Origin of the sequence: Emcibacter sp. SYSU 3D8, assembly GCF_039655875.1 — a bacterium.
Lineage (GTDB): Bacteria > Pseudomonadota > Alphaproteobacteria > SMXS01 > SMXS01 > RI-34.
In genome coordinates this window covers 253281-279922 of the sequence record NZ_JBBYXK010000003.1, presented here as the reverse complement: position 1 = coordinate 279922, position 26642 = coordinate 253281, and the positions used below count along the sequence as shown (strand labels likewise).

Genomic DNA, 26642 nt, shown 5'->3' with positions numbered 1-26642 from the left:
ACCGCCTGTATACCGCTATAGTCAGAGCTTCGCCACCGCAGGCAATTGCGGGTGCGGCCACGCATAAAACCAATTAATCTCGCCACCTCATGACCCTCAAATCCGATCAATCTGGCACCGTGAAACACCGGCCGTCGCGCCTGCCGATCGCCGCCGCGCACCGGCGCGTCCTGCGGGACCAGGTCGACGGGATGGTCAACCTCTACAAACGTCTGTTCACCTCGGCGGACAATCCCTTGCCGGATTGCCTCATTATCGGGGCGCAGCGCGCCGGCACCTCATCGCTTTACCGGAACATCCTGCAACATCCGGGCATCCAGGGCGCGACGCGCAAGGAGGTCCACTTTTTCGACCAGCATTTCGGGCAGGGCACCAACTGGTACCGTTCCTTCTTCAACGCGCCGGGGAACGGCAGTGCGCGCCGGCTCAGCATCGAGGCCACACCATACTACCTCTACCATCCCGCCGTGCCGCAACGGGTCAAGGCCGTGCTGCCGGAGGGACGGTTCATCGCCCTGTTGCGGGATCCGGTGGAGCGCGCCTATTCGGAATATCTGCATGCGCGCCAGCGGGGTTACGAACCGCTCGGTCTGGCCGAGGCGCTCGATGCCGAGGCCGGACGGCTGCGGGGCGAGGAAGAGCGGCTGCTGGCCGAGCCCGGCTATGCCAGCCACGCGCATCGCTTCCAGTCCTATCAGTCGCGCGGCCTGTATGCGCGGCAACTGGCGCGCTGGCTCGAGCTGTTTCCCCGAGACCGGTTCCTGCTGCTGAAAGCCGAGGACCTCTATGCCGACACGCAGGCGGTCGCCGAGCGGGTCGCGGATTTCCTCGGCCTGGCCAACAGTTCGATCGTTCCCACCTGGCGCAACAGCACGCCCGGCAAGGCGCCCATGCCCCGGGAAATCCGGGAGCGCCTGAGGCGCTATTTCGAGCCCGCCAATGCCGAGTTACGCGCCATTGCAGGCTCGGAATTCCAGTGGGACGACACGGCTGGCTGAACCAGCCTTTGCCGGTCAGGGCGTTTCGGCCGCCGGCACCGTGTCGCGGATCTGTCCCCCGCCGGCGGTCACTTCGCCGACAATGCGCCGGTCGGTCGCATCACGGTCCCAGGGCCGCGCGCCGGCATTCTCGAGCACCGAACGCATGACCGCATCGACCGGCAGGATCCGGATATCGGCGCCCGTCTGGACCGGAGGCTCGTCGACCAGCGGGTCGAAAATCGGCGTCGCATCCGTCGGCCATCCCGCGCCGAATACACGGGTGCCGCCAGCGTCATTGCCGCTGCGGTGGATGCGGCTTCCTGGCGCCGGCCCCTTCTTGCTCCACAGATCGAAGTCGCCCTTCGACGACGGACCCGTGCGGACCACGTTGCCCACGATCGACGCCAGCGTTGGCCCGTAATCGCCGCCATAGAGGTGGATGGCCTGGTCACCCGCGTCATAGATCAGATTGTTGGCCACCAGAGCCGTGACGCCCGACGCCAGCACGGGATTACGCCAGCGGTTATGGGCAAAGAGGTTGCCCTGGATCAGCACGTTCCTGGCGCCCGTGCCGACCAGCATGCCCATGGAATGGGAGCCCTTGGCATGCAACGACCGATCGAGCCCCTCGGCGATGATCGAATCCCGCAAGGTGACAGCCTCGATACCTGGAAACCACAGGCTGACATTTTCATCGATCGCCCAGGATATGGAGCAATGGTCGATAAGCACATTGCTGCTGGCGGGATTGCTGTTCTGTTTGCCGAGAATGGTGATGCCGTCCCGGTCGTCGGGAGAGGGCCCCGGACCGTCGCCCACGCGAATACGCAGATGGCGCACGATCACGTCGTTCGCCCTGATGCGCAGCGGCGCGCCCCATAGCGTGATGCCGGGCGACGGCGCTGATTCGCCGGCAATGGTGACGTTCGAATGCTTGATCTTGAGCGGCTGCCGGAGCCTGATCACACCCGCGACGGCAAAGCGGATGATTCGCGGTTCATCGGCCTCGATGGCGGCACGCAGGCTACCGGGTCCCTGATCCTTCAGATTGGACACCGTGATCGTCCTGCCGCCCTCGCCGCCCCGCGTCTGGGCCCCGGAGATGACGGGACCGGCGGCATCTGCTGCCACGGCAGCGGGCGCCATGGCCGATACGACGATGGCGGCGATGATCAGAAGAGAAAATCCACCCATGCCTTGTCTTACCTCCTGCCATTGCGTTCGCGAACCGCAGCCCGAAGGTTCGTGGTTGTTTCCCACAGATTTCCCAAAAGGGAACGGTCGGATTGCCACCCCCTCCTCGGCTGGCGCCTGATGCTGGCGCACGCCTTGCCGAGGCTGGTGTGATCGGGAGAGAGCCCGGCCATTTCCGCCAGCGACGGCAGATTGTCGGCCAGCGACTCGATGGAGACATGCAGGTAGTTGGTCATGGCCGGGCGCGCATCCAGCACCCGCCGGTTCATGGCTTCATAGAACGCGGTCGCACGGCCAAAGTCGAGGAACTGCCGGCGGCGCACCAGGCTGCGCGCCACGTCGACCGGTTGCCGTTCGATATGCACGAACAGCGCGTCGGGATAAATCTCCAGCCAGGACGGCAGGAACATGACCGCGGTGGGACACTTCCAGTGCCAGGGTCGCGATCGGTCGGGAAAGCTGTCCGGCAGTCCTTCGGCCAGCCATCCGCGGATGTCCGGCACCAGGTGCGCGTCGTCGTGAAAACCCTGGACGAACCCCATGTCGAAAATCGTCCGGGTCCATCCCTTGCCGGCAATATGGCTGATAAGGCGCCGGTGAACCTCGAGGAACGTCCTGTCTTCGAGCCATTCATTGTCGATACGGCCCGCCGCGCTGCCCAGGGTTCTCAGGACATCCACAACCAGCCGGGTTCCGGCGTGATTGGCGCCGAGCACGATGATCGGAGGCCGCTCGCTCATATCGCAGCCCGACGCCCGTCACCCAACAACAGGCTGGCATAGGTGTCGGCCGCGCGCCCGACGGAAAAGCTCCGTCCCCGCGCCATCAGGGTATCGCGGCACGGCGGGTCGTCCAGGGCCCGCATCATCGCGTCGGCAAATGCCTGCTCGTCGCCGACGGGCACCAGTTCACCGAGGTCGCCATCAAGCAATATCTCGCGCGGTCCGCTCGGGCAATCTGTCGCCACCGCGGGGCTGCCGCATGCCAGCGCCTCTACCAGAACCGTGGGAAACCCTTCCCAGGACGACGACAGCACGAACAGGCGCGCCCGCGACATGAATGCATACGGGTTGCTGGTGTAGCCGTACATCTCGACGTCTTCGGAGAGCCCAAGCTCGGTGATCAGCGCGGATAACCGGTCCCGTGCGCCGCCATTGCCAAGGATCAGCAGGCGCGCCGGTCTCTGCTGGCGCAGGATGCCGAACGCACGAAGCATCATCGGGTAGTTTTTCGCCGTGGCCAGCCTGCCGACCGCGAGGATCAGCGGTACGCCATCGTCGTTTGCCCAGGGATGCGGGCAAGGTTGGCCGGCCTTGTCGATGAGATCGTCGGACACGATGGGATTGTGGATGACCCGCATCTTGTCCGGTTTCATCCCCGAATAGCGGCACAGGGAATCACGCACGCCGTCCGATACGCAGACGATAGCGTCAGCCCAGGGATACGTCCAGCGGATGGCCCGGTAGGAGCGGCTGTTGCCGCCGAAATAATCGGCGCTCTTGTCCACCTGGTTATGCTCGGTAAGCACGATGCGGGCGCCGGTTCGCGCGATGCGTCCGGCCACGACCGCAGCGACATTGCACGACACCATCACCCCGACCACTGCCGAGGGACGGGTTTGCCGGATCAGCCTGGACAACGGCAGGATGGCCGCGAACCACCCTGAACCACCGATTTCGATCAACGCGATTCGCGGATCGATCCGCTCGAGGAATTCGCCGCGCTTTGCATAGACGGCAATGCCGACACGGATGCCCCGCGCCACCAGATCGTTGGCGAGCAAGATCGTCACGCGCTCGGCGCCGCCCGCCTGAAGGTGCTGCATGACGAAGAGCACGTCCAGCTGGTCCGAGGTCGTTTCGCTCGACCCATTTGAGGCGACGGTGGAGGCCACGGCCCTCGATCTCCAGCGGTCAGGAAGTATAGTAGCTCTTGTACGCCTTGCCGTAATAGGCGGTGCCGTATTGATAGGACGACAGGCGGTCCATATCGGCGCGGGTCATCACCACGCCAGCCACGGGGGCGGCATTGCCTTCGAGATGCTTGAGGCCGTCGATCAGCGTATTCCGGCTCGTCTTGCCCCAACGGACGACGAAGACGACAGAATCGCAGCGGTCCGCGATCACCTTGGCATCGGCCACGGCCAGCAATGGCGGCGTGTCGATGACGATCAGCCCGAATTGCGGCTTCATCTGGGTCAGCAAGGCGCGAAGCTTCTGGGACTCGATCAGATTCAGCACATTCTGGGTTTCGCTGCCTGCGGTGATGTACTGGAAGTTGAAGCGCTCGTCGGTACGCATGACGGCCTCCAGTTCCACCTGGCCCGCCAGGTATTCGACGAGGCCCGGGCCCCGTTCGACACCCAGTTCCTGGTGCAGGCGAGGCCGCCGCAGATCGCAATCCATGATCAGCACGCGCTTGCCAGCCGCAGCGGCGGTCGCGGCCAGCGATACACTGCTGACCGTCTTGCCTTCCGACGGATTCGATGAGGTGACCGCGATGATCTTCGGCGGATTATCGACGTTCGACAGATTGAGGCCGACCAGCAGATTCCGGTAGCTCTCGGTATACCGGGACATGGGCGCCGTCACGATCTGCATCGGCTTGCTGGTCGCGGCATTGGCCTTGCCCTTCAGTTCGGGCACGGTGGTCAGCACCGGCAGGCCGGTCCAGCGCTCGATGTCGCGACCGGTATGCACACCGCTATCGAGCCGCTCCACCACCATGGCGATGGCGAAACCCAGTCCTGTCGACGCGAGAATCGAGAGCACCAGGACGAACATGGTCTTGGGTGAACTGGGCCCGGACGGCGGCTGTGCGCGCGAGATCACCCGGGCGTCCGTGGTCTGCAGATTGGCCTGGTCGCTCAGTTCCTTGAACCGGCCGAGAAAGGTTTCAAGCAACGCCCGGCTGGCGTCGGCCTCGCGCGAAAGCTCGCGCAGCTTGATGCCGCGCTGGTTCTCGCTCGACATGTTGGCTTCAAGACGACGCTGCGCGCCCAGGAGCGAGTTCTCCCGCGAGCGGGCGATGGCAACCTCGCCCTGGAGCGAGGCGACGATCTTGGCGACCTCGCCCTTGAGTTTCTGCTGGATGTCCGCGAGTTCGACCTGGGCCTGAAGGATCTGCGGGTGTTTCGGCCCGTAGCGCTGGCTCAACGCGGCCATGTTGCGCCGCAAGGTACCTTCTTCGCCCTGCAGCCGCTGGATCAGATCATTGCCCAGTACCTCGGACACCGAACCGGTGCCGTCGCCGCTGTTGATCAGCGACTGCACGTTGGACAGCCGCGCCTCGGCCTCGGCGCGCTGGGTGCCCGCGAGGACAATCTGATTGCTGAGCGAGGCCATCTGCTCGGCCGAGGCCAGCGCCGCGCCCTTGCCTTCGATCAGACCAGCTTCCTGCCGGTACACCTCGACCGCCTGCTCGGCGGTGCGCACCTGATCCTTGAGTTCGTCCAGACGTTTGTTCAGCCAGGTCGTGGTGCGCTGGGTCGCCTCGAACTTGGCGTCCAGTTGCGAGACCAGATAGGCGTCGGCAACGGCATTGGCCAGCCTGGCGGCCTTTTCCGGCGATTCCGCCTCGACGGTCAGCGACATCACGCGGCTGCGGCCGCTGCTGGCCGCCGTGGTGGCGCCGGCCAGCGTGCTGGTGGCGCCGCGCTCGACATCCTCGATGGTCGGTGGCGGCGTGTCGTCGGCAAACAGGTTGTCGAGCAGCCTCCGGCCAAACCATGCGGGCTTCAGGTTGCCGTTGAATTCCGGGTCCTTGGTCAGCGAGAGCTCGCGGACAACCTTCCGCAGCAGACCGTGCGACGTAATCACTTCAAGTTCGGTCTGAATGGTCTCGAAGTCCGCCGGCAGTCCCGACAAGACGGACGTGGAATCAGCAACGCGGTTGACGCGCGGCTCGACCAAGATCAGCGCGGTCGACATGTATTTCGGCGTCACCATGCCGAGGCCCACCAGCGTCGCCAGCGTGACAACCGCGACCGTCGCCACGACCACCCAGCGACGGCGCCAGAGCAGGCTCAGCAGATCGCGGAATGCCGCCTCTTCCTGGTCCTGCCCACCCCACATGCCGTACAGCGACAGCAGGCTGCGGCGTCTTGTCTCGGACTGCTCATTCATTAGAAGGAAAACACCCTGGTTTGGCGCGCGCCCTGCGGGCGGCGGCGCTGCGTGACGATCGCGCCCGCGCGCGGCGCGCAGGCGTGCAGGAACAGGACGGCAGGCTGGCGTGCTGAAGCGAACAAACGGTGGTCCATGATCAGAAGTACCGCTCGCGAACCTTGATGACATCGCCGGGCATGACAGTCGTCTCGATAGGCTGCAGATCTTCGCCGGACGCGGTCCCCACGGAGCGTTTGATCAGGACCTGCTCGGTCTTGGCGCGGTAGGTAAACCCGCCCGCCAGTGCCACCGCCTCGAGCGCGGTCATGCCGCTCTGGTAGGGATAGCTTCCGGGCTTGTTCACTTCGCCGATGATGAAGAAGGGCCGATAGCTCATCACCTCGACATTGACGTTCGGATTCTTGACGTAGTCCGGCGTGAGCTTGTCGCTGATGGTCTGTTCGAGCGCGGCCGGGGTCAGCCCCTTCGCCGCGATCTGGCCGATCAGAGGCAACGAGACCATGCCATCGTCGCCAACCTTGAATTCGCCCGAGAGATCGCTCTCGCCGAATACCGTAAGGCGGATCTGGTCGCCGGGGCCCAGGATGTATTGGTGCGTGACATCGGCCGGCTGCGCGCTGGCTGGCGCGGCGATCACAGCGAAAAGAACGGCGATAGCCGCCGCGGCGGTCAGGAACAGTCCGCGCATCGGCCGGGGCATGGTTGCATTTTCAGTAGTCCACATGAAGGTTCACATAAGCGGTGTTTGTGTCATAGCCGTTGCCGAACACGTTGGAGCGGCGGGAATTGTAATTGTACCCTGCCCGCAACCGGAAGTGACGGCTGATGAGGTATTGCATGCCGAGGCCTCCCCGCCAATTGTCGTCGTCGCGCGCAATGCCCTCGTAGTGCCGGTTCAAATATCCGCCCGACAACGTTATCACAAGGTTGCGGCGCAGCTCGTGGTCCACTGTCAAGCCGAACGACGTGTTGAGCGACGCGGTACTCCCGACAAGCGTTGTTTCCTCGACGGTCCGTTCGCCGCTGATCGTGACTGTCGTCAGCTTGGTCGGCGCCCAGATGAAATTCAGGCCGCCTGCCACGCCGTCGATATCGACCAGGGCCATATCCTTGAACGACTGGCTTCGGTAGCCGACATAGCCTTCGGCCGAAATGGTGCCGGTAATCTCGACGATGACCCCGCCGAAAACGCCAAATCCCTTCGAATTCCTCTGGAATCCGTTGTCGTCGAATGCCTCGTCATAGGTGCGCCGGTCCATCAGCCCGCTGACATAGACCTGCACGTTTTCGGAAACGTCGTATCCGGCGCGGCCTTCCAGCGTCCATGTCAGCCGGTCGCGGTCGTCCTCGTCGATGATCACGCCCGTGCTGGATTCAACGTCATTGAAATCCAGGTAGTCGAGGGTGCTCTTGATCCGGAACGCCATGCGGTTGACGCGCTGCTCGAAGCGCAACTCCGGTGACAGGCGGTAGTAAATCGTGGGGTTGATACCGCGGGCGTCATCCGGCGAATCCCGCCGCTCGTGGTCACGTTGCGCCGCCAGTCTCGCCGTCAACTGGCTGTGCTCGGCGATATCGATGCGGCCTTCCGTGGTTACGCCGGCATCCTCGTAATTCTCGCTGGAATTGCTCGTATAGATGCCGAAATCGCCATAGGCGGTCATGGTGAGCGAGTGACGCTGCCAGAGCGAGCGGCCCGTGATCTGCGGCTTGACGATGGCGATGACATCATCGACCTTCGCGCCGCGTGTGGCATAGATGTTGTCGTTGTATTCGCCGCGCACATCCAGGGCCGGATAGAACATGAAACTGCCCGCCCTGATGCCGATGGCCTCATAGCCCCGGTGCACCCGGCCCTGCACGGTTTCGTCGATCACCGCCTTGCCAAACTCGACGGCGACGGCGCCGGTCGGCGCAACGACACCGGCTGACAGGATGGTCATGGCCGCGGCAACACGCCAAATGGCACCCTTTGCCACCGTCATTCCAAACCCAGCCGCTGTCGACATTCCGGACCCCCTTGCCCACCACCCGCCGGCGTCAGGCCCGCGGAAGGCCCGCGCTGGGGTCCCATCCGGCTGGTTCGCGCATTGCCTGCGGCACGCACGATCACACACTGGCCCTGACAAACCCTGCTATCGGCAGTGTTCGTTGATACGATACATATTGGATTCCACGGCGCATGTCACTGTGCGTTGCCACACCACGGACACATGGATGAACAGATTTGTCTTCAGACAGCGGCATCAGCGCCAAGGTCCTCGTCACCGGCGGCGCAGGCTATATCGGCAGCCATACGGCCCAGCAATTGCTGGATGCCGGCAACGAGGTCCTTATCCTCGATAACCTGTCGAACGGCGACAGGGCGATGGCGCCCGGCGGCGCCCGGTTCATCGAGGGCGACCTGGCCGACCGGACCTTGCTGGCGGAGATCCTGGCCGACGGTATCGACGCGGTGCTGCACTTCGCCGGTTCGATCGTGGTGCCGGAATCCGTCGCCGATCCGCTGGCCTACTATCGGAACAACACAATCAACACGCACGGACTGCTGCAGGCCTGCGTCGAAAACGGCGTCGATCGGTTCATCTTCTCATCGACGGCGGCGGTCTATGGCGACACAACGCTCGTCCCCGTGCCCGAGAACGCCCCAACCCTGCCGATCTCGCCCTATGGGTCATCCAAGCTGATGTCGGAATGGATGCTGCGCGACACGGCAGCCGCCCACAGCCTGCGCTATGTGGCGCTGCGCTATTTCAACGTGGCGGGCGCGGATTTGCAGGGACGGCGCGGCCAGGCGTCGAGAAACGCCACCCACCTGATCAAGCTGGCGGTGGAGACGCTGACCGGCCAGCGCGACAGACTGGCGATCTTCGGCGGCGATTACCCCACCAGCGACGGCACCGGCGTGCGCGACTATATCCATGTGGTCGACCTGGCCAACGCCCATGTGCGCGCCCTCGATTATCTGCGCGGCGGCGGCGACAGCCAGGTGCTGAATTGCGGCTATGGCAGGGGCAGTTCCGTAAAACAGGTGATCGGGGCGCTGGAGCGGGTGTCGAACCGGAAGATACCGATCGAGATGGCGCCGCGGCGCGCCGGCGACGTGGCCGAGCTGGTGGCCGAGGCCAGCCGCATCCGTGGCCTGCTGGGCTGGCAGCCCGAGCATGACGACCTGGAGTTGATCGTGAAGACAGCGCTCGACTGGGAGCGCAAGCGGGTTGGGCTGGGCTAGTCGAGGGCGATCAGCAGGGGCTTGAAGCGCCCCTTTTCCAAAGGTCCCTTGATGTTCGTTGCGATCACGAGGACCTTAGGATGTGGGCGGGCGACGTACAGCCCATTTGCGCTCGCCGGTTTCGGCATTTGATATCGCGCGACCTGCCCTGCGCCGAGCCGGTATAGAACGTGCCGACGGCGGTCTTCCCGGACGAGATAGGATTTCGATTTCGAAGCCGGATCGCTCGGCAGCAATTCCTGCGTGAACGTGCTCTCGTAGGTCGAGGTCCAGAACTCGCCGTCGGTGACCGCGATACCGGACATTGCCTCGGACCACTCATCTACAAGGGTGCCGGACAGTTCCTTATGCTTTCTCTCCAGAACGACTTCCATACCGTCGGGACAGACGCGGACCACGCGGCCATGTTCACCAAAATGCCTGAGGCCTACGGCAGCCAGAACGCAATCGCTGCGCTCGCGATCCGCTGCCAAACCGGTAACTGGACTGGTCTCTCCAGTTTCGGTGACGATACCGGTGGCAATATCTATACGCTGGATGCCGCCACCCCACTCACCTAGATTGCTCCCGGCATAGATGACGCTGTCATCACGCGGCGTCACTTGAGAATCAAAATGAAACCCGGATCCGACGCGCAGCACGGCACCTTTGAGCGCCGTTCGCTTCCACCCGGCTCCGGATGAGGCGTAGAGGGCGTTGCTGGTCAGGACAACGGGGGCGCCATCGTCGACGACCACGCCAATCGGCACCTCCATTTTGCCAAGCCGCACCCAAGCGCCGGGCAGGAAGCGGTCACCATTCCATCGGTCGACGCGTACCCGAACCTGAAAAGCACCGCCACGGTAGAACAACCAATTCGGGATATCCCGTACTAGCAGAACCCAAGGTCCGCCTTCGCCATCACTAATCGCAACGACACCCCGGCCATAATGCGACGCCAGATGTGTCAGATTGTGGTCAAGCGAGATCAGCGACTTCACAGGGCCGATGCCACCGACCAGCCATATCCTTCCAGCGGCGGATTTACCGTCGATAATGCGGCCAGCAAGCGGCTCGTCCGCCAACATCGGATGATAAGGTCGGATCAGGAATGCAGCTGTGAGCACCGCACCCACTGCGGCGAGCAGAAACAATCCCAGACAGACAAATGAAATTCTGCGAAACGTCTTCATCGGCTCCGCGCGTCCCCAAGCCGCTCGTCCCACTGGCTATTTCCAGCAAGACGAGCATGGCAGGAACGGAGCCGATGGAATACCGCTTTATCGGACCAGAATGGCTTCCTGCTTCCAGGGGGCGATGACCTCGTCACTCTCCTGGAAGGTCTTCGGCAGTTCCTCGACCATGTGCCAGGTGGCGGCGAGACGGCCGAAGCCGACGAAGAACGCCACCGTGGTGCCCAGCTCGACGATCTGCGCCTCGGTGAAGTGCTTGCGCAGATTGTCGTAGACCGCGTCGTCGATCGACAGATGGTTGGTGGCGAAACGCTCGCCATAATCGATGGCGGCCTTTTCCGCCTCGGTAAGGTTGGCGGCCTCGGCCGGACGCTCCAGCGAGCACACCAGATCCTCGGTGACGCCGTCATTGGCGGCCTCGGTGTAGCGGATCGCCATGCACGACCGGCACTGGTTGTGGAAGGCAACGCGCAGGCGCACCAGTTCGACCAGCCGCGGCGACAATGTGCGGGTGCGCTTCATCGCCCCGCCGAACCCGACAAAGGCCTTCGCCAGCTCGGGGACATTGGCGAAGATGCGCATCAGGCCCTGTTCCAGAGGCGTCGCCTCGTCGGCGCGGGTCATGGCGCGCAGTTCCGGATCCCAGTTCTCGATCTCGACCTTGGCAACTCGGGTCATTGGTTCGGCTCCTATTTCCTAGGCGTGAATTCGATGTGAAGTTCCTTGAGCGCCCGCAGGCAGAAGTTCGGCTGGTGACGCAGCTTGTTGCGGCCCGGCGCCAGCCAGAAGTCGTCGATCCTGTCGACGAAGGCCTTGAAGCCCCAGTACAGTTCGCGGCGGGCCAGCGGCGCGCCCAGGCAGTGATGGATGCCCGAGCCGAACGCCAGGTGACTGCCGGCGTTCTTGCGGTCCAGGTCCAGCTTGTCCGGGTTCTCGAAATGGCGCTCGTCGCGGTTGGCGGCGGCATAGCGGGTATTGATGACGGCGCCCTTCGGGATGGTGACGCCGTGCATCTCGATATCGCGGGCGGCGACGCGGAACAGGCCCTGCACCGGGCCTTCCAGGCGCAGCACCTCCTCGCTGAAAGTCTTCAGGTACTTGCCCGGGTCGGACTTCAGCTTGACCCAACTGTCCTTGTCCTCGGCCAGCAGCATGATGCCGGCCGACAGCGCGTTGGTGCTGGTCTCCGAGCCGCCGACGAAGGTGTCGCCGGTAAGCTCGGCATGCAGCTCGTTCTCGTTGAGGGTGCGGTTCCATTCCGGAATGAAGGTGTTGACCAGATCGGACAGCAGCGAATTGTCCGGCTCCCGGCGCAGCCGCTCGATGATCGGCTGGAAATAGTGCTGCTGCTGCAGCTCCATCTCGACCGACCAGCGTTCCTCCTCCTCGGTCTGCATCATGCCGAGGCGTTTGACCCAGGCGTCGGTCCACGCCTTGATCTGCCAGATGTCCTCTTCCTTCGCGCCCATCTGGCGGCCGATGATGATCAGCGGCAGCGGCACGGCGAACTGGCGCACCCAGTCGCAGTGGCCGTCCTCGATGAAGGCGTCGATCAGGCGGTAGGCCAGCGTCTCGACGTCGCCGTCCAGTTCCTTGATCTTGCCGGCGCGGAAGGTCTTGTCGAACAGGTTGCGCAGGGCGCGGTGGTCCGGATCGTCGCGCGCGGCGAGGGTCGCGGCCGGCAGCCAGCCCTTTTCCTCGTAGAGCTGCTTCATGCGCCTGGAGCGCTCGGTGTTGATGCGGGTGTCCTCGACGCTGCGGTCGCTGGAGAACGCCTCGGTGTCCATCAATACCTGGCGCAGATCCTCATAACGGGTGACGGTGTAGAAGCCGGTGACCGGGTCCTTCCAGATCGGCGCCTGGTCGCGCAGCATCTTGTAGGCGGGGTACGGGCATTCCTGGGTCTCGACGTCGAGAAGGTTCACCTCTTCGGGGGAATCGGGCCGGATGGGGTCGGCCATGCGGTTCACTTCGACGTCGGTCACTGTGTACTCCTTGCTGAACTACGGAGCGCACACCATCCCCACGGTCGCGCTCCCCTCGCATCCGGGGTAAGGATGCGTCAGGCACTGTATCGAGTCCACGAAAATTCATGCGTGACCGTATTGTGCCCGCGTGCTGGAATGCACAGGGGAACCGGGGAGACGATGCGATGCTGAAGGCGGTGGAGTTCTTTCGGAAACGTCCGGGCATGCCCGATGACGAATTCTACGACTACTGGCTGGCCAACCATTCCAGGGTGGTGATGGGCCTCCAGGGATTGGTCCGTTACACCCAGAACCATCCGCTTCCCGAAACGCGCGCCGGCGCCGAGCCGCTGTATGACGGCGTGGTCGAGGTGTGGTTCGAGAACGCCGAGGCGATGAAGCTGAACATGGCCAGCAGCTATTGGCCCGAAGTGGTCGCCGACGAGATGAAATTCATCGACCGGTCGTCGCTGGCCCTGCTGCTCGTCGACGAGCACACCATTCTGGATGGCGAATGGCCACGCAGCGGCGTGAAAAGCATCAAGACCGCGACACGCAAGCCGGGCATGGATGTCGCCTCGTTCCAGCGGCACTGGAAGGATGTACACGGCCCGCTGGTTGCCGCGATTCCGGGAGTGCGCCGGCACGTGCAGAATCATGTGAAGGCAGGAGCCTACAGGTCGGGCGCCGCCATATTCTGCGACGGGTACGGCGCCACCTGGTTTGACAGCCTCGCCGACGCGCGCGCCTCGGGCCCGACACCGGAGCACAAGGCGGTGGACGCCGACGAACCGGCGTTCAAGGATAATGCCGCGACCATCCGCATGATGGTGACCGAACATGTGATCAAGGCCTGATGCTGAAATTCGCCTCATTCTTCCGCAAGCGCCCGGACATCGGGCATGCCGAGTTCCACGACTACTGGGTGGATACCCACGCCGAACTGGTGATGAGGATGCCCGGTCTGGTGCGCTATGTGCAGAATCACCCGCTGCCCGGCACACTCACCGCGGCCTCCCGCTTCCACGGCTGCGCCGAGGTCTGGCTGGAAAGTGCCGACGCGCTGGTGCGCGAACCCGGCTCGCCGTTCTGGGAGGAAGTGGCGTTCCAGGAGGCCATGTTCATCGACCCGGACAGCCAGGTGGTGCTGCCGGTGGACGAAAAGCTGGTCAAGCAGGCCAAATGGCCGCGCGAGGGCATGAAGATCCTGCGGACCTTGCGGACCATGGCCGGCAAGGTGCCGCCTGTCTTCGCCATGCCGACGGTTGCGCGCTATACGCGGAACATCCTGCGCGGCGACACTCCGGCATTCTGCGGCGGCTACGATTCCAGCTGGTTCGCCAATCCCGGTGTCGCCAATGCGGCCGCGCCGGCCATGCGGGATACGGCAAGCCTCGAGGTCATGATCGTCAAGGAGTTCGTCATCAAGGCGTGATCGAGGCTTGACGATCCGCCGTCCCTGCTGGTCTGCTGCGTCCGGGGAAGAACCGCACGGTAACAAGGGGAACTGGCGATGAACGATCCGTTGACCGATATCTCGCGCGCGCAGCCGGACAAGCTCGCGGTGATCGACGACCGGCCTGACGGCACGCTGATCCGCTGGACCTATGCCGAGCTGGAGGAGAATGCCAACCGGCTGGGCAATGCCTTCCTGGCGCTGGGGCTGGAGCCGAAGAACCGGGTCATCTGGTTCGGCCGCAACTCGCCCTGGATCGTCGCCATGATGGCCGCCGGCCGCAAGTGCGGGGCAACCGCGGTGCCGATGAACTACCGGCTCGCGCCCGAGGAAGTCGCCTATATCGCCGACAATTCGGATGCCGACTTCATCTTTGCCGATGCCGAATTCGTGCCGGTGCTGGAGCAGCTCCGCAAGGATATCCCCAAGGTGCGCCAGATCGTCATCTTCGACGGGCCGCCCGGCAAGGACATGCTGAGCGCCGACGCGCTGATGGCGAAATCCACGGCCGAGACCATCATGCCCCGGCTGCTGCCCGGCCAGGCCAATTCCATGATCTATACGTCGGGCACCACCGGCCGGCCGAAGGGCGCCTACCGCGACAATATGGGCAACGCCGAACTGGCGATGAAGCTGATGGAACTGATCGGCTACCGGCCGGACGACATCTACATCACCACCGGGCCGCTTTATCACTCGGGTCCGTCGTCGTTCATGAGCATGGGGCTCGGCATGGGCCAGACCGTGATCCTGCAACGGAAATTCGATGCCGAGGACTGGCTGAGGCTGGTGGACAAGTACAAGGTATCATCCAGCTTCTCGGCGCCGACCCCGATCCGGCGCATCTGCCAGGTCGATGACGCCGTGTTCGCGAAATACGACGTCAGTTCCATGCGGGTGCTGATCGCCAACGCGGCGCCGTGGTCCTATGCGCTCAAGAAGATGTATCTGGACCGGTTTCCGCCGCTGTCGCTGTTCGAGGTCTATGGCTCGACCGAGCTTGGGGTGAACACCATTTTGACGCCCGAATACCAGCTTTCCAAGCCCGGCTCATGCGGCAAGCCCGCGCCGGGCGTCGAGATTTTCCTGCTGGATGACGACGGCAACGTGGTGACCAAGCCGCACACGCCGGGCGAGCTGTTCATCCGCAGCCCGGGCGTGTTCACCGAATATTACAAGGCGCGCGAGCAGTTCCTGAAGGACCGCAAGGGCGACAAGCAGACCGTGGGTGACGTGGCCTATTTCGACGAGGAAGGCTTCTATTACATCTGCGACCGCAAGAAGGACATGATCATCTCGGGCGGCATGAACATCTATCCCGCCGAGATCGAGGATTCGCTCGAGCATCATCCCGACGTGATGGACGTTGCGGTATTCGGCATCCCCAGCGAGGAATGGGGCGAGAGCGTCCACGCCATCGTCGTGCCCCGTCCCGGCAGCGGCCTGACACCGCCGGAGGTGATCGCCTATGCCCGCGAACACATGGCCAGCTACAAGGTGCCGCGCTCGGTGGACTTCATCGACGACATTCCGCGCACCGGATCGGGCAAGATCCTGAAGCGCGAGTTGCGCGAGCCCTACTGGAAGAACCAGACCAGCCGCGTCGGTTGATCCTGCGCAAGGACGGCCGGCAACCGCCGCCATAGGCTCTTGCCTGGAATTGACGCCGGGAGAGCCAGATGGGAACGACCCCCTATGACATGCTGGGCGGTGAGGCAGGCGTTCGCGCCCTCGCCAATGCCTTCTACGATGCGATGGACAGCCGGACGGACGCCCGCGACATCCGGGCCATGCACGGGAGTGATCTGACCGAGATCCGGGAAAAGCTGTTCGATTATCTGTCAGGCTGGCTGGGTGGTCCGCATCTGTACCGGCAGAAAACCGGCCGCGTATGCCTGACGCAGGCCCATGCGCCATTCGCGATCGGCGAGAAGGAACGCGACCAGTGGCTGCGCTGCATGGACCAGGCGCTGGAGGACGTGGGCGCGCCCGAGGAACTGCGTCAGGCCGCCAAGGCGCCGTTTTTCCGCATCGCCGACACAGTCCGCAATCGCCCCTGAGCGCGTCGGCCCCCGCAAGTATTCGCCAGCCGCGGGAACGGCTCAGCCCCACCAACCTGTCAGGGCGCTGTCCGCTCGGGCTCGTCCTCGATCATGTCTTCCGGATCGAGGGATTCATGCCGCGGCGCGTGGTCACCCACGGAGGTCACCAGGAAGAACGCCAGATTGACCGCCTGGAACATGGCGCCCGAGACCAGGAACATGCCGGCGACCGCCGCTTCCGGCGCATCGACATAGTGCGTGAGGCTCATGCCCAGACCGACCATCATCAGGTCCTGGTTGGGCAGGAACGGCAGCCGCGTAAGCACCATCTGGGCGGTCAGGAACAGCAGCCAGGTGAGAAACGGAACGTGCGGGAATACGACCGCCCACTGCGCCGTCTGGAGCAGCAGGATCAGCACCACGCGGAGTCCATGGATGCCGGTGATCCGTGCCGCCATGGGGAACGGCACGCTCAGGATCCGGCGATTGAGGCCCAGCACCACCAGCACCATCAGGACGCCGACAAGGACAGTGGCGGCTATGTAGCTGCCCGCATCGGGCTGGGCGCGAGTGATCGTATCGAGTTGGCCGGTGGCGAAGAACGCCGCCACCAGCAACAGGGTGAACGTATTGGACGCCAGCCCCGACAGCAGATTGTTGTCCTTGACCATGGACAATATCTGGCGCCCGTTGAACGGCAGGTGACGCTTGGCCCACAGGAACATGTAGGCCTCGCCCGAATAGCTCATCACCGCATAATTGTAGACCCGCTTGCGCACGAACATGGGCAGGCTGGACCAGAAGGAGATGGGCCAGCGCAACACCCGGTAGCTGACCAGTTCGGATACCGGAATGACGAAGTACATGGCGCCGAACAATATGTAGAACCATATGGACTCCGGCAGCGAGCGGCGCACTTCGCTCCAGCCGATCTCGGACACGCGGCTGATCAGATAGACCACCACGGCGCTGACCAGCAGCAGCTGCAGCCCCTTCAACGCCAGCTTCACCGGACGGCGCGACAGCCACTGGTTCCACGCAGGCACCGAGAAGAACTGCGATTTCCGTCCAACCGTCAACCGCGTCCCCTGTTCTCGCGCCGCCCCAGCGGCATAAAGCATTGTCCGGAAATTGAAAAGCCCGAGTGTCAGGTCAGCGCGGCGTCATCGACCAGCACCCGGCGCCGGGCAGCGCCGGACGCGCCGTCGGCGGCACCGGCGCGGTGCCGCTCGAGCACCTCGCAATAATGCTGTACCAGCGTCTCGATGACGGCGTCCCACGTATAGTCTCTCGAGCGCTCACGGGCCGCGCTTCCCATCCGGGCCCGCAACGCCGGATCGGCGACCAGTCTCGCCACTGCGTCGACAAATCCCCGTTCATCGTCGGGGCGCACCAGAAAGCCGCTTTCGCCATCAGCGACCAGCGATTGGGATCCGGTGGCATCGGCACAGACAGACGGCAGGCCGACCGCCATCGATTCCAGGGTGACGATACCAAAAGTCTCGGTGACGCTAGGATTGAGAAACAGTTCCGACGACGCATAGGCCCGCGCGAGATCGTCGCCATCGAGATAGCCGGTGAATACGGCGTCGTCGGGCAGCATCTCCTTGAACCGTGTCCGCTCGGGGCCGTCTCCCACCACCAGCACGCGATGTACAACACCCCTTTCGCGCAGCCCGGCGATGGTGCGCGCAAAGCAGTCGATTCCCTTTTCGAGCACCAACCGGCCGACGAAGGCAATGACCGTCTCGTCATCTCCGAAACCCAGAGCACGCCGCCATTGCAGGTCGCGCTTGTCCGGATTGAACCGCCCGTCGTCCACACCCCGGCTCCAGATTCGCACGTCTCGGGACATGTGCTGTTCACGGAGCACCTGGGCCGTGGATTCCGACGGTACGTAAATCTGCTCGCAGGGCCGATAGAAGTGCCGCAGGTAGCGGGTCGCCGTGCTTTCCAGCCAGGCCATCCGGTAATAGCGGAAATAGGTGTCGTAGCGGGTGTGGAACGAGGCAACCAGCGGAATGCCCCATTGCCGGGCTAGACCGCGCGCCGCATAGCCGAGAAGGTCGGGCGCCGACAGGTGGAACAGCGTCGGCCGGAATTCCCGCAGCCGTCGGCGCTGCTCGCGCGGCAGGCCCAGCGCAACCCGGTACTCGGATCGTCCCGGGATGGCGATCGAGGGCACCGACACCAGGGTTCCCGCAGGCTCGAAGGCTGGATGATCCGCAGTGGGTGAGAAGACAAGCGATTCGATTCCCCGGCGCTCGAGATGAGCGACCAGGTGGTTGAGGGCTACTGCTGCGCCGTCGGTCACATAATTGTAGTTGCCCGAGAACAGCGCGAGGCGAATCGATTGATCTGGCATGGCCGGTTGAGAGCCCTTGTTCGGCATCGGCCCATACTACGGCATCGGCAGCAGGAGGAACAATGGACCGAGACACTTATCCGCAGCCGGCAGCATTGCGCGACATTGCCACATCAACAGCTTCCGTCGCGCGCGGTTCCGTCAATACGTCTTTCGGTTGTACTGTTTTGCCATCCACCTCGTGACAGGGTAGAATAGCCGGGCCGGAGCCGTGGGGGCTGATCCGGCGTGAGACATAGGGACGATTTGGTCCCGGACAACCTCACAACCATGACGGGGCCGTCGGTGGTAGGTGCTGGAAGTGTTATTGCGTTGATCGAGGACGATCCCGCGCTCTCGCGGGGCGTGTCCGAATATTTTACGCTGGCAGGGTTCCACGTGATCGTCGGCGCGTCGTGCCGCGAGGCACGAGCCATTGCTGCCGCCCATCAGGTGGACCTGTTCATCCTGGACCGAAATCTTCCCGACGGTGACGGATTGTCGCTGGCAGGGCATTTGCGCCATGCCTGCGACGCGTCGATCATCATCCTGACCGGACAGGGCGACGTGAACGCCCGTGTCGAGGGCCTCAATACCGGGGCCGATGACTATCTGGTAAAGCCCGCCGCACCCGAGGAATTGCTCGCCCGCGTCAATGCCGTGATCCGCCGGGCGCGGGCCGGCCGGACCCGAATGGTATCAGCCAGCAATGTATGGCGGATCAACAACCTGACCCTGGACCCGGTCAACAATCAGCTCGGCGGCACCGCCGACGCCCAGGCAGATCTCACGGAGATCGAGACCCTGATCCTGTCCCGGCTGATCCAGAGCCAGGACGAACTGGTCGACAAGAACAGTCTGAGCATGTTTGCGCTGGGCCGGCCCTGGCAGCCGGAAGACCGCAGCATCGATGTGCATCTGGCCCGGCTCCGCCGCAAGTTCCGTGACGTCGGCCTGAACGAGAAAGCCATTCACACGGTGCGCGGCAAGGGCTACCGGTTCATCAGTATCGCGGCTGGTTGAGACAGAAACGGACGGGACCCACGTTATTCGCTGCCAGGGGGAGTGGCCTCGCGTGAGTCCCGTCTCTGTGGGGCTCGGTGAAGGGTTCAGCGCCCCAGATCGGCCATGGCCGTGGCGACACCGGCCGGCTGGTCGGCCGCCGCCAGGAACCAGGCGCCGGTTTCGCTAAGCGAATAGACCGCCTGATATTGGCGCAACTCGCTCGGCGCGGCGGTCTGCAGCGCAATGCAATCCAGCACCAGCGGGGCGCCGTCCACCAGGACAAGCGACACCATGTGCGCCCGGTCGTCGGACGCGACCAGGGTCATGCGCAGATCCTCGGCGGATACGCCCGAGGCGCGCAGCAGGAAATACTTGAACAGGGCGAAGTCTTCGCAATCGCCGCCCATCTTCTCGAACATTTCCGCGGGGGTCGCCCAGTAATCGGCCTTGCGATAGACGTCCCAATCGGACCAATAGCCCATCTCGTTGACCAGGTCGTTGACGCGGCGGACCCTTTCGTCGAGCGGCAGGGTCTTCAGTTCGGCGACGGTCTCGGTCCAGAAAGTGGCGAAGCAATGGTCGGCCGACGGGTCATCGCAGGCCGCCGGTGCTGCCATGGCCTGCTCCTGGCGGCGCAGCACGTCTGCCCAGCGGGTCGCATTCTTGACATCGAGCGGCATGACCACGCGGGCGCCAAACGCTTCGGTGAGCGGGTCGGCGGCGATATTCATCCGGTCGGCGATGGTAAAGGTGGGCTGCCCCTCCGCGGCGGACGCGGGAGAGGAGAGGAGCATGACCGCAGCAATCGACGCAGCGGTCAGGCCAAGCCACGACCGCAAGCGGCCAGAAGGCTGGGTAGACATATGTTGGCCCTTTCGGAAACCCCGCTACCCTTTCGGTCATCCCAGAGTCGCGGAATATCCGATGTCGGGCCGGTGGCTTTGCGTCCCATCATTCCTGATGGTTTGCCGTTTCGAGGAGTTAACGAACTTCTACACCTCTATTAAGGAGGGTACAGCCTGTTCGTTCAAGTACAATCCGGGTAAAAATGGCCGAATTATGGTTAAGATTTGTTGCTTCGAAACCAATTAGTTAAAATTTTCCGCAAATCAGGCGCCGATTCTACGAATCGAGCACCTCGCGCAACTTCTCTGCGAGATGACGTCTCGGGAATGGTTTGGACAGCAGCACCACGCCATCCTCCAGCCGACCCTGATGAACGATGGCATTTTCGGTGTAACCGGACATGTACAAGGTCTTGATGCCGGGAAGGCGCGCGCCGATGGCATCGCAGACCTGGCGGCCGGTCAGTCCCTTCGGCAGCACGATGTCGGCAAGCAACAGGTCCGGCTTGACGCCGCCCTCGACAAGTTCAAGGGCTTCGGGTCCGTCCGAGGCCACCACGACCGTATAGCCAAGCGACTGGAGCAGCGCCGTCACGGTCTGACGCACGCTCGCATCGTCCTCGATCAGCAGGATCACCTCGTTGCCGGTTTGCGCGACCGGTTCGGCAGTCCGGGCTTTCTCCACCTGCACGCCGCGCCGGTCCCGCCGGAAGTAGATCTTGATCGTCGTGCCCACGCCCAGTTCGCTGTACAGCTTGAGGTGCCCGCCCGATTGCTTGACGAAACCATAGGTCATGCTGAGGCCGAGACCGCTGCCACGCCCGACGTCCTTGGTGGTGAAGAACGGCTCGAATGCGCGCGCCAGCACCTGCGGCGACATGCCCGTTCCCGTATCGGAGACAGCGAGCATGACATACTCGCCGGGCTCGACGTCTCCATGCGTCACCGCATAATGCTCGTCGAGTACGGAATTGACGGTTTCGATGGTGATGCGCCCGCCCGATGGCATTGCGTCGCGCGCATTCACCGCCAGGTTCATCAGCACGTTTTCAAGTTGGGCGCGGTCGACCTCGACCGGCCAGATGTCGGGCTCAAGCACGCTGACGATGGCAATCTGCTCGCCCAGAGTCCGCTGCAGGATGCGCACCGTCTCGGTGACGAGCCCGTTGATGTCGATCACCTTGGGCTGCAATGGCTGGCGGCGGGAGAAGGCGAGCAGCCGCCGAGTCAGTTCGGCGCCGCGCGCGACGGAAGAGAGCGCCGCATCGGCATATTCGTTACCGTCCGGATCGTGCTCGACCATCTCCTTGAGCAGTTCCAGATTCACCTGCATGGCCATCAGCAGGTTGTTGAAATCGTGGGCAACACCGCCGGTGAGCTGGCCGATGGTCTCCAGCCGCTGCACCTGCTGCAGCTTGGCCTCGGCCCGCTTGCGCTCGGTAATATCCTGAATGGCGGCCACGAAGGTACGGCGCCCGCCGATGTCCATTGCGGTCACCGACATTTCGACCGGCGTGGCTTCGCCCTCGCCGCGGGGCACGGTGAATTCGTGCAGCACGCCAAGGCCCGCTTTGTGGCCGCCGGCCTCATCCTCGTCAACAGGCAGACGCATGGCGTCGCACGACTCGCGCTCTGACGGGGCAAACATATCCGCCAGATTCCGGCCCAAGAGCAGGGTCTCCTCCATGCCGAAGATGTTCTCGGCTTCTGGATTGAGCGACACCATACAGCCGGTCTCATCCAGCGTGACGATACCGATGGATGCCGCCTCCATTACCGCCCGCGTGCGTACTTCGCTGTCGCGCAGCGACTGTTCCGCCTGGCGCAGATCGGTGAGGTCGCGCCCCGAACTCAGCCATCCCGCGAAATTGTCGTCGTCGTCGTAGAGCAGCGATGTCACCCATTCGATCAGCCGCCGTTCTCCGGTGCGAGTGACCACCTCGCTCTCACGGACCCGGAAGCCCTGGCTGCGCTCGTCGGCCATTATGTTGACCCGTGCACGAAGTTCGTCATGCAATTCCGCGGGCACAGCCAGATCGTACCAGTCGCGGCCGATCAGCTCTGATTCCGAATAGCCCAGCAATTCGCGGCCCTGGCGGTTTATCAGGTTGATGTGGCCGTCGGGATCGAGGGCGATGATGACGCTGCCGGCAATATCCAGATAGCGCTCGGCCCGCCGCCTGGCCTCGCGGGCCTCGTCCTCGGCCTGCTTGATATGGGTAACGTCCTGGATGATGCCGGTCATGCCGGTGACCCGCCCGGTCTCGTCACGTTCGGCATGATTGATCGTCTGTACGTGCAGGGTGCCGCGGGTCGGCGACAGGAACCGGTACGTGGTCATGTCACTGTCGCTCAGCCCCTTGATCAGCAGGCGGGCGCCATCGTCGATCTTTTTCCAATCGTCCGGGTGGATCAGTTTGCGTCCCATCGCCGCGTCGAACGTGGCGTATTCGTCACCCAGGCCCAGGATTTCCCGGGTATGGGCCGGCATGGCGTAGCGGCCGGTCACCGTGTCGTAGGCGGTTTCGCCCAGGCGCGCCATGGTCTGGGCCTGACGGAGCTGACGTTCGCTGCGGGCAAGATCGCGCAGCGCCGCGTTCCGTTCGGTCACGTCCATGTATGACGCGATGATCAGCGGCTCTTCGCCCACGGCCCGATGGACGGCCGCGGTAACCAGAACGTCCCGGTGCTCGCCGCTGGTGCGGCGAATCGGCAACTCGCCGTCCCAGCGGTATGGTTCGTTCACCAGCGCCCCAAAGGCAGCTTCCGCCGCTGCGGGATCGCGGACGGTTTCCAGCGCATTGACCTTTTTCAGCGCTTCCTGGCTCTCAATGCCCAGCAGATCGAGGAATGCCTGATTGGCGTATACGAAGTAGCCGTCCATACCGGCCATGGCGACGGCGCCGACCGAGTTCTGCAGCGCGCTGTCGCGGAGAGCGATTTCGCGATCGGCCACCTTGCGCGCGGTAATGTCCTCCACAGCGCCATTCATGCGCACCAGCCGACCGGCGTCGTTGGTGAACCCGCGAGCGATGGCGCGAATCCAGATCGTCCCTTGTCCGGGCCGCACCAGGCGCATTTCGCTCTCGACATTCACGGCGCCGCCGGATCGGAGTTCGCCGAACCCCACGGTAACGCGCTCGGCGTCATCGGGATGGATGCGGCTCATCAGATCCTCGAGCCGGATCGAGGTGCGCGTCGTTGGATAACCGTAGATCCGCAACAATTCCGGCGAACAATTCAACGTCTCGCTGCCAACATCCCATTCCCAGCTGCCGACGCTGGCGATCTGCTGCGCCACCAGCAAATTGCGCTCGCTGTTCTGCAGCGCCAGGTCGGCCAGCTTCAGATCGGTAACGTCGCGGGTGGTGCCGACAATGCGAAGCGGTTCGCCCTTTCTGCCGCCCAGCACCTTGCCGTAGGCGCTGAGCCAGATGGTCTTGCCGTCCGGCAGCCTGGTGCGCAGCGTCAGGTCATAGGTCGAGCGGTTACCCGCCACGATTTCGCCGATCATGCGCGTCAGCTTCGCGCGGGTCTCCGGCGGGAACGCCGCCTGCAGATCATCGAGGGTCTCGCTGGGCGGCTCGCCCGCGCGACCAATAAGCCGCATGAAATTCTCGTCGGTAAGAACCCGCCCTTCCTTCGGCCAGATTTCCCAGGCCGCCGTGCCTGAGACCTCGCTCGCCAGCCGGTAGCGGCGATAGACCGCAGACAGTTCGCGCTCCTTGCGCCGCAGCTCGGTAACATCCTGCATGGCGCCAAACACCGACAACGGATTGCCCTCCGGGTCGCGGCTGATCTCGGCGATTACCCGGACATCGAGAATGGTTCCATCGTCGCGCAGCATGCGCATTTCGATGTCGTAGGGAATTTCGCCCGCCAACGCCCGGCCTACCTGCTTCATGACCCCGTCACGGTCGTCGGGATGAACCAGGCGGGTCCAGCTGGGCCGCTCGCCATCGGCTCTTACGTCGTCAAGCCCGAGCAATGCCGACAGGCCCGCGCTCCAGGTAACGACATTGGCGGCCACGTCCCATTCCCAGGCGCCGGACTTGCTGACGATCTCGGCGCGGTGCAGGCGGTCGGCCTCCGCCTCGACCTTCTCCTCCAGCATGCGCTGGCGGGTCATGACCTCGGAAAACATGATCATTCCGGCAATGTCGCCTTGGGCGTCATGCCAGGGGACATATTCCCATTTGACGGTCAGCCGCGCGCCGCTCGGCAGCACATAATCGTCGAGGCCCAATCTGATCGTTTCACCGGCAAGGCAGCGGCGGTGCCTTTCACGGCGCGTGTCGTCCAGGCCGGGAAAGAGGTCGTAGTGCGACTGGCCAATGATGTCGCGGCCTGTCAGTTCCAGGTCTTCGATCCAGCGTTCGCTGGTGGCCACATACCGCATGTCGCGGTCGAGCACGGCGACACAGGCCGGCATATGCTGCAGGAACAACCGCCACATCTCGGGACTTGCGGGCATGGACCATGGCAGGCGCGGATCAGCGCTCATGCCCACGCTCCGGCATTCCGGCCGCGCAGGGCAATCCGCGCGGCATTTGCCATGCGCCCAATAAGTGCCAGTTCAATCCCCATTTCCCGGCTCAGCCACTCCCGGACCGGAGCAGGCCATTGTCAGGGAACTGGCCACCCTTGGCCCACATCCCCAGGCATCATCGTCTTGGCGGTCATACTGCACTTAGTTGCACCGAGGGTAAAGTGTGCAGCGGAGGGCCGCCCTCATGTAACCTGCTTGAAGTGTTGCTGGAATTCCTCGGTGGTATTCACCCTCGGATAGGGATCGGCCGGCATGGGCACGCCGAGGAAGCGGCAGAGCGGTTCCCAGCCCTGCGAGGCTTCGAACACCAGCAGGCGATCACCGGGAATGACCTTCTGGACCGTTTCATTGTGCCGGTTGTAAACCGAGATTGCATGAGCACGGTTGTCGATATCGCCGCCGAAGGTGTCCTGAATCACCAGCTTTCGGACCATTTCCATCTGGATTCGAATGGCCTCCGGCGCCTCGGTGTGGTCCATCTGCATGGCACGGAAGATGGTGCTGCGGCAGCTGTCGAACCACTTGTCCGGATCGCGCAGACTGAGGATAACCTTGGCATCCGGATAATGGTCGGCCAGCTCGCGGTAATAGTTGCAGGAGGGCCAGTCCACCGTCGCCGTGTAGCCGCTGAATACCGCGTCCCAGTCCGGCTTGCCCCCGAATGCAATGTCGCGCCAGACCGCGCCGAAGCCGTGCTGGACCACCTCCAGCATGTGGTAGCACGGTTCGAAGCCGAGTCTCTCGAGCGCTCCCTTGAGCGACAGCGTGCCGGTACGGCCGAAGCCCGCGCCGATGACCGAAAGCGCCATGGCTTTCCCCTCCTCTGATACTCGGCGCCAAAGCCGCCAGCCGGGCAAGATTAGCGCAGGTGTCCATCCCCGCCACATATTCCTTGGAGGCGCGAGACGGATTGACGCATCCTGACCGCGCGGGACGGGAGACCCGCGCCAATCGACAATCGGGGAGCGAGACATGAGCGGACGGTTCGATCTGACGGGCAAGGTGGCGCTGGTCACTGGCGGCAGCAGGGGACTGGGCAAGGAAATGGTGCTGGCCTTCGCCGAGGCGGGCGCCGACGTGGTCATCGCCAGCCGCAAGCTGCCCAACTGCGAGGCGCTGGCGGCAGAAGTCGGCCAGCGATTCGGCCGCAAGGCGCTGGCCTATGGCGTGCACGTGGGCAACTGGAACGAGTTGGACGGTCTGGTCGAGGCGGCCTACGGCACATTCGGCAAGGTGGATATCCTGGTCAACAACGCCGGCATGTCGCCGCTCTATCCGTCGCCAGAGGATGTGAGCGAGGCGCTTTACGACAAGGTGCTCGACATCAATCTGAAAGGGCCGTTCCGGCTGAGCGCGCTGGTCGGCGGCCGGATGGCGAAGGGCGCCGGCGGCTCGATCATCAACATCTCCAGCATCGCCTCGCTGCGGCCGACGGCGAATGTGATCCCCTATGCCGCCGCCAAGTCCGGGCTCAACGCCATGACCCAGGCCTATGCCTTCGCCTATGGGCCGAATGTGCGGGTCAACTGCATCTGCTGCGGCGCGTTCCGCACCGACGTCTCGAAAGCCTGGGACATGGAGGCCGCCGAGGCACGCGCCCAGAACTATGCGCTCAAGCGCATCGGTGAACCGAACGAGGTGGTGGGCGCCGCGCTCTATTTCGCGTCGGACGCCTCGAGCTACACGACAGGCTCGATACTGACCGTGGACGGCGGCAGATGAGAACAGG

General features: G+C 63.7%; 22 protein-coding genes and 1 riboswitch. Of the genes, 8 read left to right on the top strand and 14 right to left on the bottom strand.

Annotated features, from left to right (window positions below; translation table 11 throughout):
* The first annotated feature begins 119 nt into the window (after positions 1–119).
* A complete protein-coding gene (locus tag WJU21_RS12395) occupies positions 120–998 on the top strand; it encodes a sulfotransferase (RefSeq protein ID WP_346323751.1) in 879 nt (292 codons plus the stop codon).
* A 15-nt stretch (positions 999–1013) separates the two neighbouring features.
* Here the strand turns inward: WJU21_RS12395 and WJU21_RS12390 are convergent, their stop codons facing one another.
* From WJU21_RS12390 to WJU21_RS12365, 6 genes are all read right to left on the bottom strand, one after another.
* Positions 1014–2174 carry a pectate lyase gene (locus WJU21_RS12390; RefSeq protein ID WP_346323750.1) on the bottom strand — a complete coding sequence of 387 codons (1161 nt, stop codon included), beginning with the start codon at positions 2172–2174 and terminating at the stop codon, positions 1014–1016.
* Between the two features lie 8 nt (positions 2175–2182).
* Positions 2183–2914, bottom strand: coding sequence for a sulfotransferase (locus tag WJU21_RS12385; protein WP_346323749.1), 732 nt, complete (start codon positions 2912–2914; stop codon positions 2183–2185).
* Positions 2911–4068, bottom strand: a complete 1158-nt coding sequence (locus WJU21_RS12380) for a glycosyltransferase (protein ID WP_346323748.1) — start codon at positions 4066–4068, stop codon at positions 2911–2913. Before WJU21_RS12380 ends, WJU21_RS12385 begins: the two co-directional genes overlap by 4 nt.
* 19 nt (positions 4069–4087) lie before the next feature.
* Positions 4088–6298 carry a polysaccharide biosynthesis tyrosine autokinase gene (locus tag WJU21_RS12375; protein ID WP_346323747.1) on the bottom strand — a complete coding sequence of 737 codons (2211 nt, stop codon included), beginning with the start codon at positions 6296–6298 and terminating at the stop codon, positions 4088–4090.
* Between the two features lie 139 nt (positions 6299–6437).
* Positions 6438–7001, bottom strand: coding sequence for a polysaccharide biosynthesis/export family protein (locus tag WJU21_RS12370; protein ID WP_346323746.1), 564 nt, complete (start codon positions 6999–7001; stop codon positions 6438–6440).
* Between the two features lie 10 nt (positions 7002–7011).
* Positions 7012–8244, bottom strand: coding sequence for an outer membrane beta-barrel protein (locus WJU21_RS12365; RefSeq protein WP_346323745.1), 1233 nt, complete (start codon positions 8242–8244; stop codon positions 7012–7014).
* Positions 8245–8528: 284 nt separating this feature from the next.
* On the opposite strand from WJU21_RS12365, the gene galE reads away from it, so the two are divergent.
* Entirely contained in the window at positions 8529–9533 is a 1005-nt protein-coding gene (galE, locus tag WJU21_RS12360) for a UDP-glucose 4-epimerase GalE (RefSeq protein WP_346323744.1), read from the top strand.
* Here galE and WJU21_RS12355 read toward each other — a convergent pair.
* The 3 genes from WJU21_RS12355 to WJU21_RS12345 all read right to left on the bottom strand — a co-directional run bounded on the left by WJU21_RS12355 (position 9530) and on the right by WJU21_RS12345 (position 12690).
* A complete protein-coding gene (locus WJU21_RS12355; protein ID WP_346323743.1) occupies positions 9530–10705 on the bottom strand; it encodes a hypothetical protein in 1176 nt (391 codons plus the stop codon). The genes galE and WJU21_RS12355 overlap by 4 nt on opposite strands.
* A gap of 87 nt (positions 10706–10792) precedes the next feature.
* Positions 10793–11383, bottom strand: a complete 591-nt coding sequence (locus WJU21_RS12350; RefSeq protein WP_346323742.1) for a carboxymuconolactone decarboxylase family protein — start codon at positions 11381–11383, stop codon at positions 10793–10795.
* A gap of 11 nt (positions 11384–11394) precedes the next feature.
* Positions 11395–12690, bottom strand: coding sequence for a cytochrome P450 (locus WJU21_RS12345; protein ID WP_346323741.1), 1296 nt, complete (start codon positions 12688–12690; stop codon positions 11395–11397).
* 167 nt (positions 12691–12857) lie between these two features.
* On the opposite strand from WJU21_RS12345, the gene WJU21_RS12340 reads away from it, so the two are divergent.
* The 4 genes from WJU21_RS12340 to WJU21_RS12325 all read left to right on the top strand — a co-directional run bounded on the left by WJU21_RS12340 (position 12858) and on the right by WJU21_RS12325 (position 16188).
* Positions 12858–13529: an EthD family reductase gene (locus WJU21_RS12340; protein WP_346323740.1), complete on the top strand. Its 672-nt coding sequence runs from the start codon at positions 12858–12860 to the stop codon at positions 13527–13529.
* Complete coding sequence (locus WJU21_RS12335; protein WP_346323739.1) at positions 13529–14107, top strand: EthD domain-containing protein; 579 nt, start codon at positions 13529–13531, stop codon at positions 14105–14107. Before WJU21_RS12340 ends, WJU21_RS12335 begins: the two co-directional genes overlap by 1 nt.
* Positions 14108–14185: 78 nt before the next feature.
* The gene (locus WJU21_RS12330; protein WP_346323738.1) at positions 14186–15739 is read left to right on the top strand and encodes an AMP-binding protein; all 1554 of its coding nucleotides are present in this window, start codon (positions 14186–14188) and stop codon (positions 15737–15739) included.
* Positions 15740–15807: 68 nt separating this feature from the next.
* Entirely contained in the window at positions 15808–16188 is a 381-nt protein-coding gene (locus WJU21_RS12325; RefSeq protein ID WP_346323737.1) for a group II truncated hemoglobin, read from the top strand.
* A gap of 59 nt (positions 16189–16247) precedes the next feature.
* Here the strand turns inward: WJU21_RS12325 and WJU21_RS12320 are convergent, their stop codons facing one another.
* Together WJU21_RS12320 and WJU21_RS12315 are read right to left on the bottom strand one after the other, a co-directional pair.
* Positions 16248–17249: a hypothetical protein gene (locus WJU21_RS12320; protein ID WP_346323736.1), complete on the bottom strand. Its 1002-nt coding sequence runs from the start codon at positions 17247–17249 to the stop codon at positions 16248–16250.
* A gap of 68 nt (positions 17250–17317) precedes the next feature.
* Positions 17318–18535, bottom strand: a complete 1218-nt coding sequence (locus WJU21_RS12315) for a glycosyltransferase family 1 protein (RefSeq protein WP_346323735.1) — start codon at positions 18533–18535, stop codon at positions 17318–17320.
* A 285-nt stretch (positions 18536–18820) separates the two neighbouring features.
* Here WJU21_RS12315 and WJU21_RS12310 point away from each other — a divergent pair, with 285 nt between their 5' ends.
* Complete coding sequence (locus WJU21_RS12310; RefSeq protein WP_346323734.1) at positions 18821–19537, top strand: response regulator transcription factor; 717 nt, start codon at positions 18821–18823, stop codon at positions 19535–19537.
* An 86-nt stretch (positions 19538–19623) separates the two neighbouring features.
* On the opposite strand, the gene WJU21_RS12305 is transcribed toward WJU21_RS12310, so the two are convergent.
* The 3 genes from WJU21_RS12305 to WJU21_RS12295 form a co-directional block, all read right to left on the bottom strand.
* Positions 19624–20382 carry a transglutaminase-like cysteine peptidase gene (locus WJU21_RS12305; RefSeq protein WP_346323733.1) on the bottom strand — a complete coding sequence of 253 codons (759 nt, stop codon included), beginning with the start codon at positions 20380–20382 and terminating at the stop codon, positions 19624–19626.
* Positions 20383–20393: 11 nt separating this feature from the next.
* A riboswitch (cyclic di-GMP riboswitch) is annotated at positions 20394–20499 on the bottom strand.
* 142 nt (positions 20500–20641) lie between these two features.
* Positions 20642–24868: a PAS domain S-box protein gene (locus tag WJU21_RS12300; RefSeq protein WP_346323732.1), complete on the bottom strand. Its 4227-nt coding sequence runs from the start codon at positions 24866–24868 to the stop codon at positions 20642–20644.
* Between the two features lie 227 nt (positions 24869–25095).
* The gene (locus WJU21_RS12295) at positions 25096–25722 is read right to left on the bottom strand and encodes a sulfotransferase family protein (protein ID WP_346323731.1); all 627 of its coding nucleotides are present in this window, start codon (positions 25720–25722) and stop codon (positions 25096–25098) included.
* A 163-nt stretch (positions 25723–25885) separates the two neighbouring features.
* Between WJU21_RS12295 and WJU21_RS12290 the strand changes: the two genes are divergently transcribed.
* On the top strand, positions 25886–26635 hold the full coding sequence (locus WJU21_RS12290; protein ID WP_346323730.1) for a glucose 1-dehydrogenase: 750 nt from the start codon (positions 25886–25888) through the stop codon (positions 26633–26635).
* Positions 26636–26642: the final 7 nt, after the last annotated feature.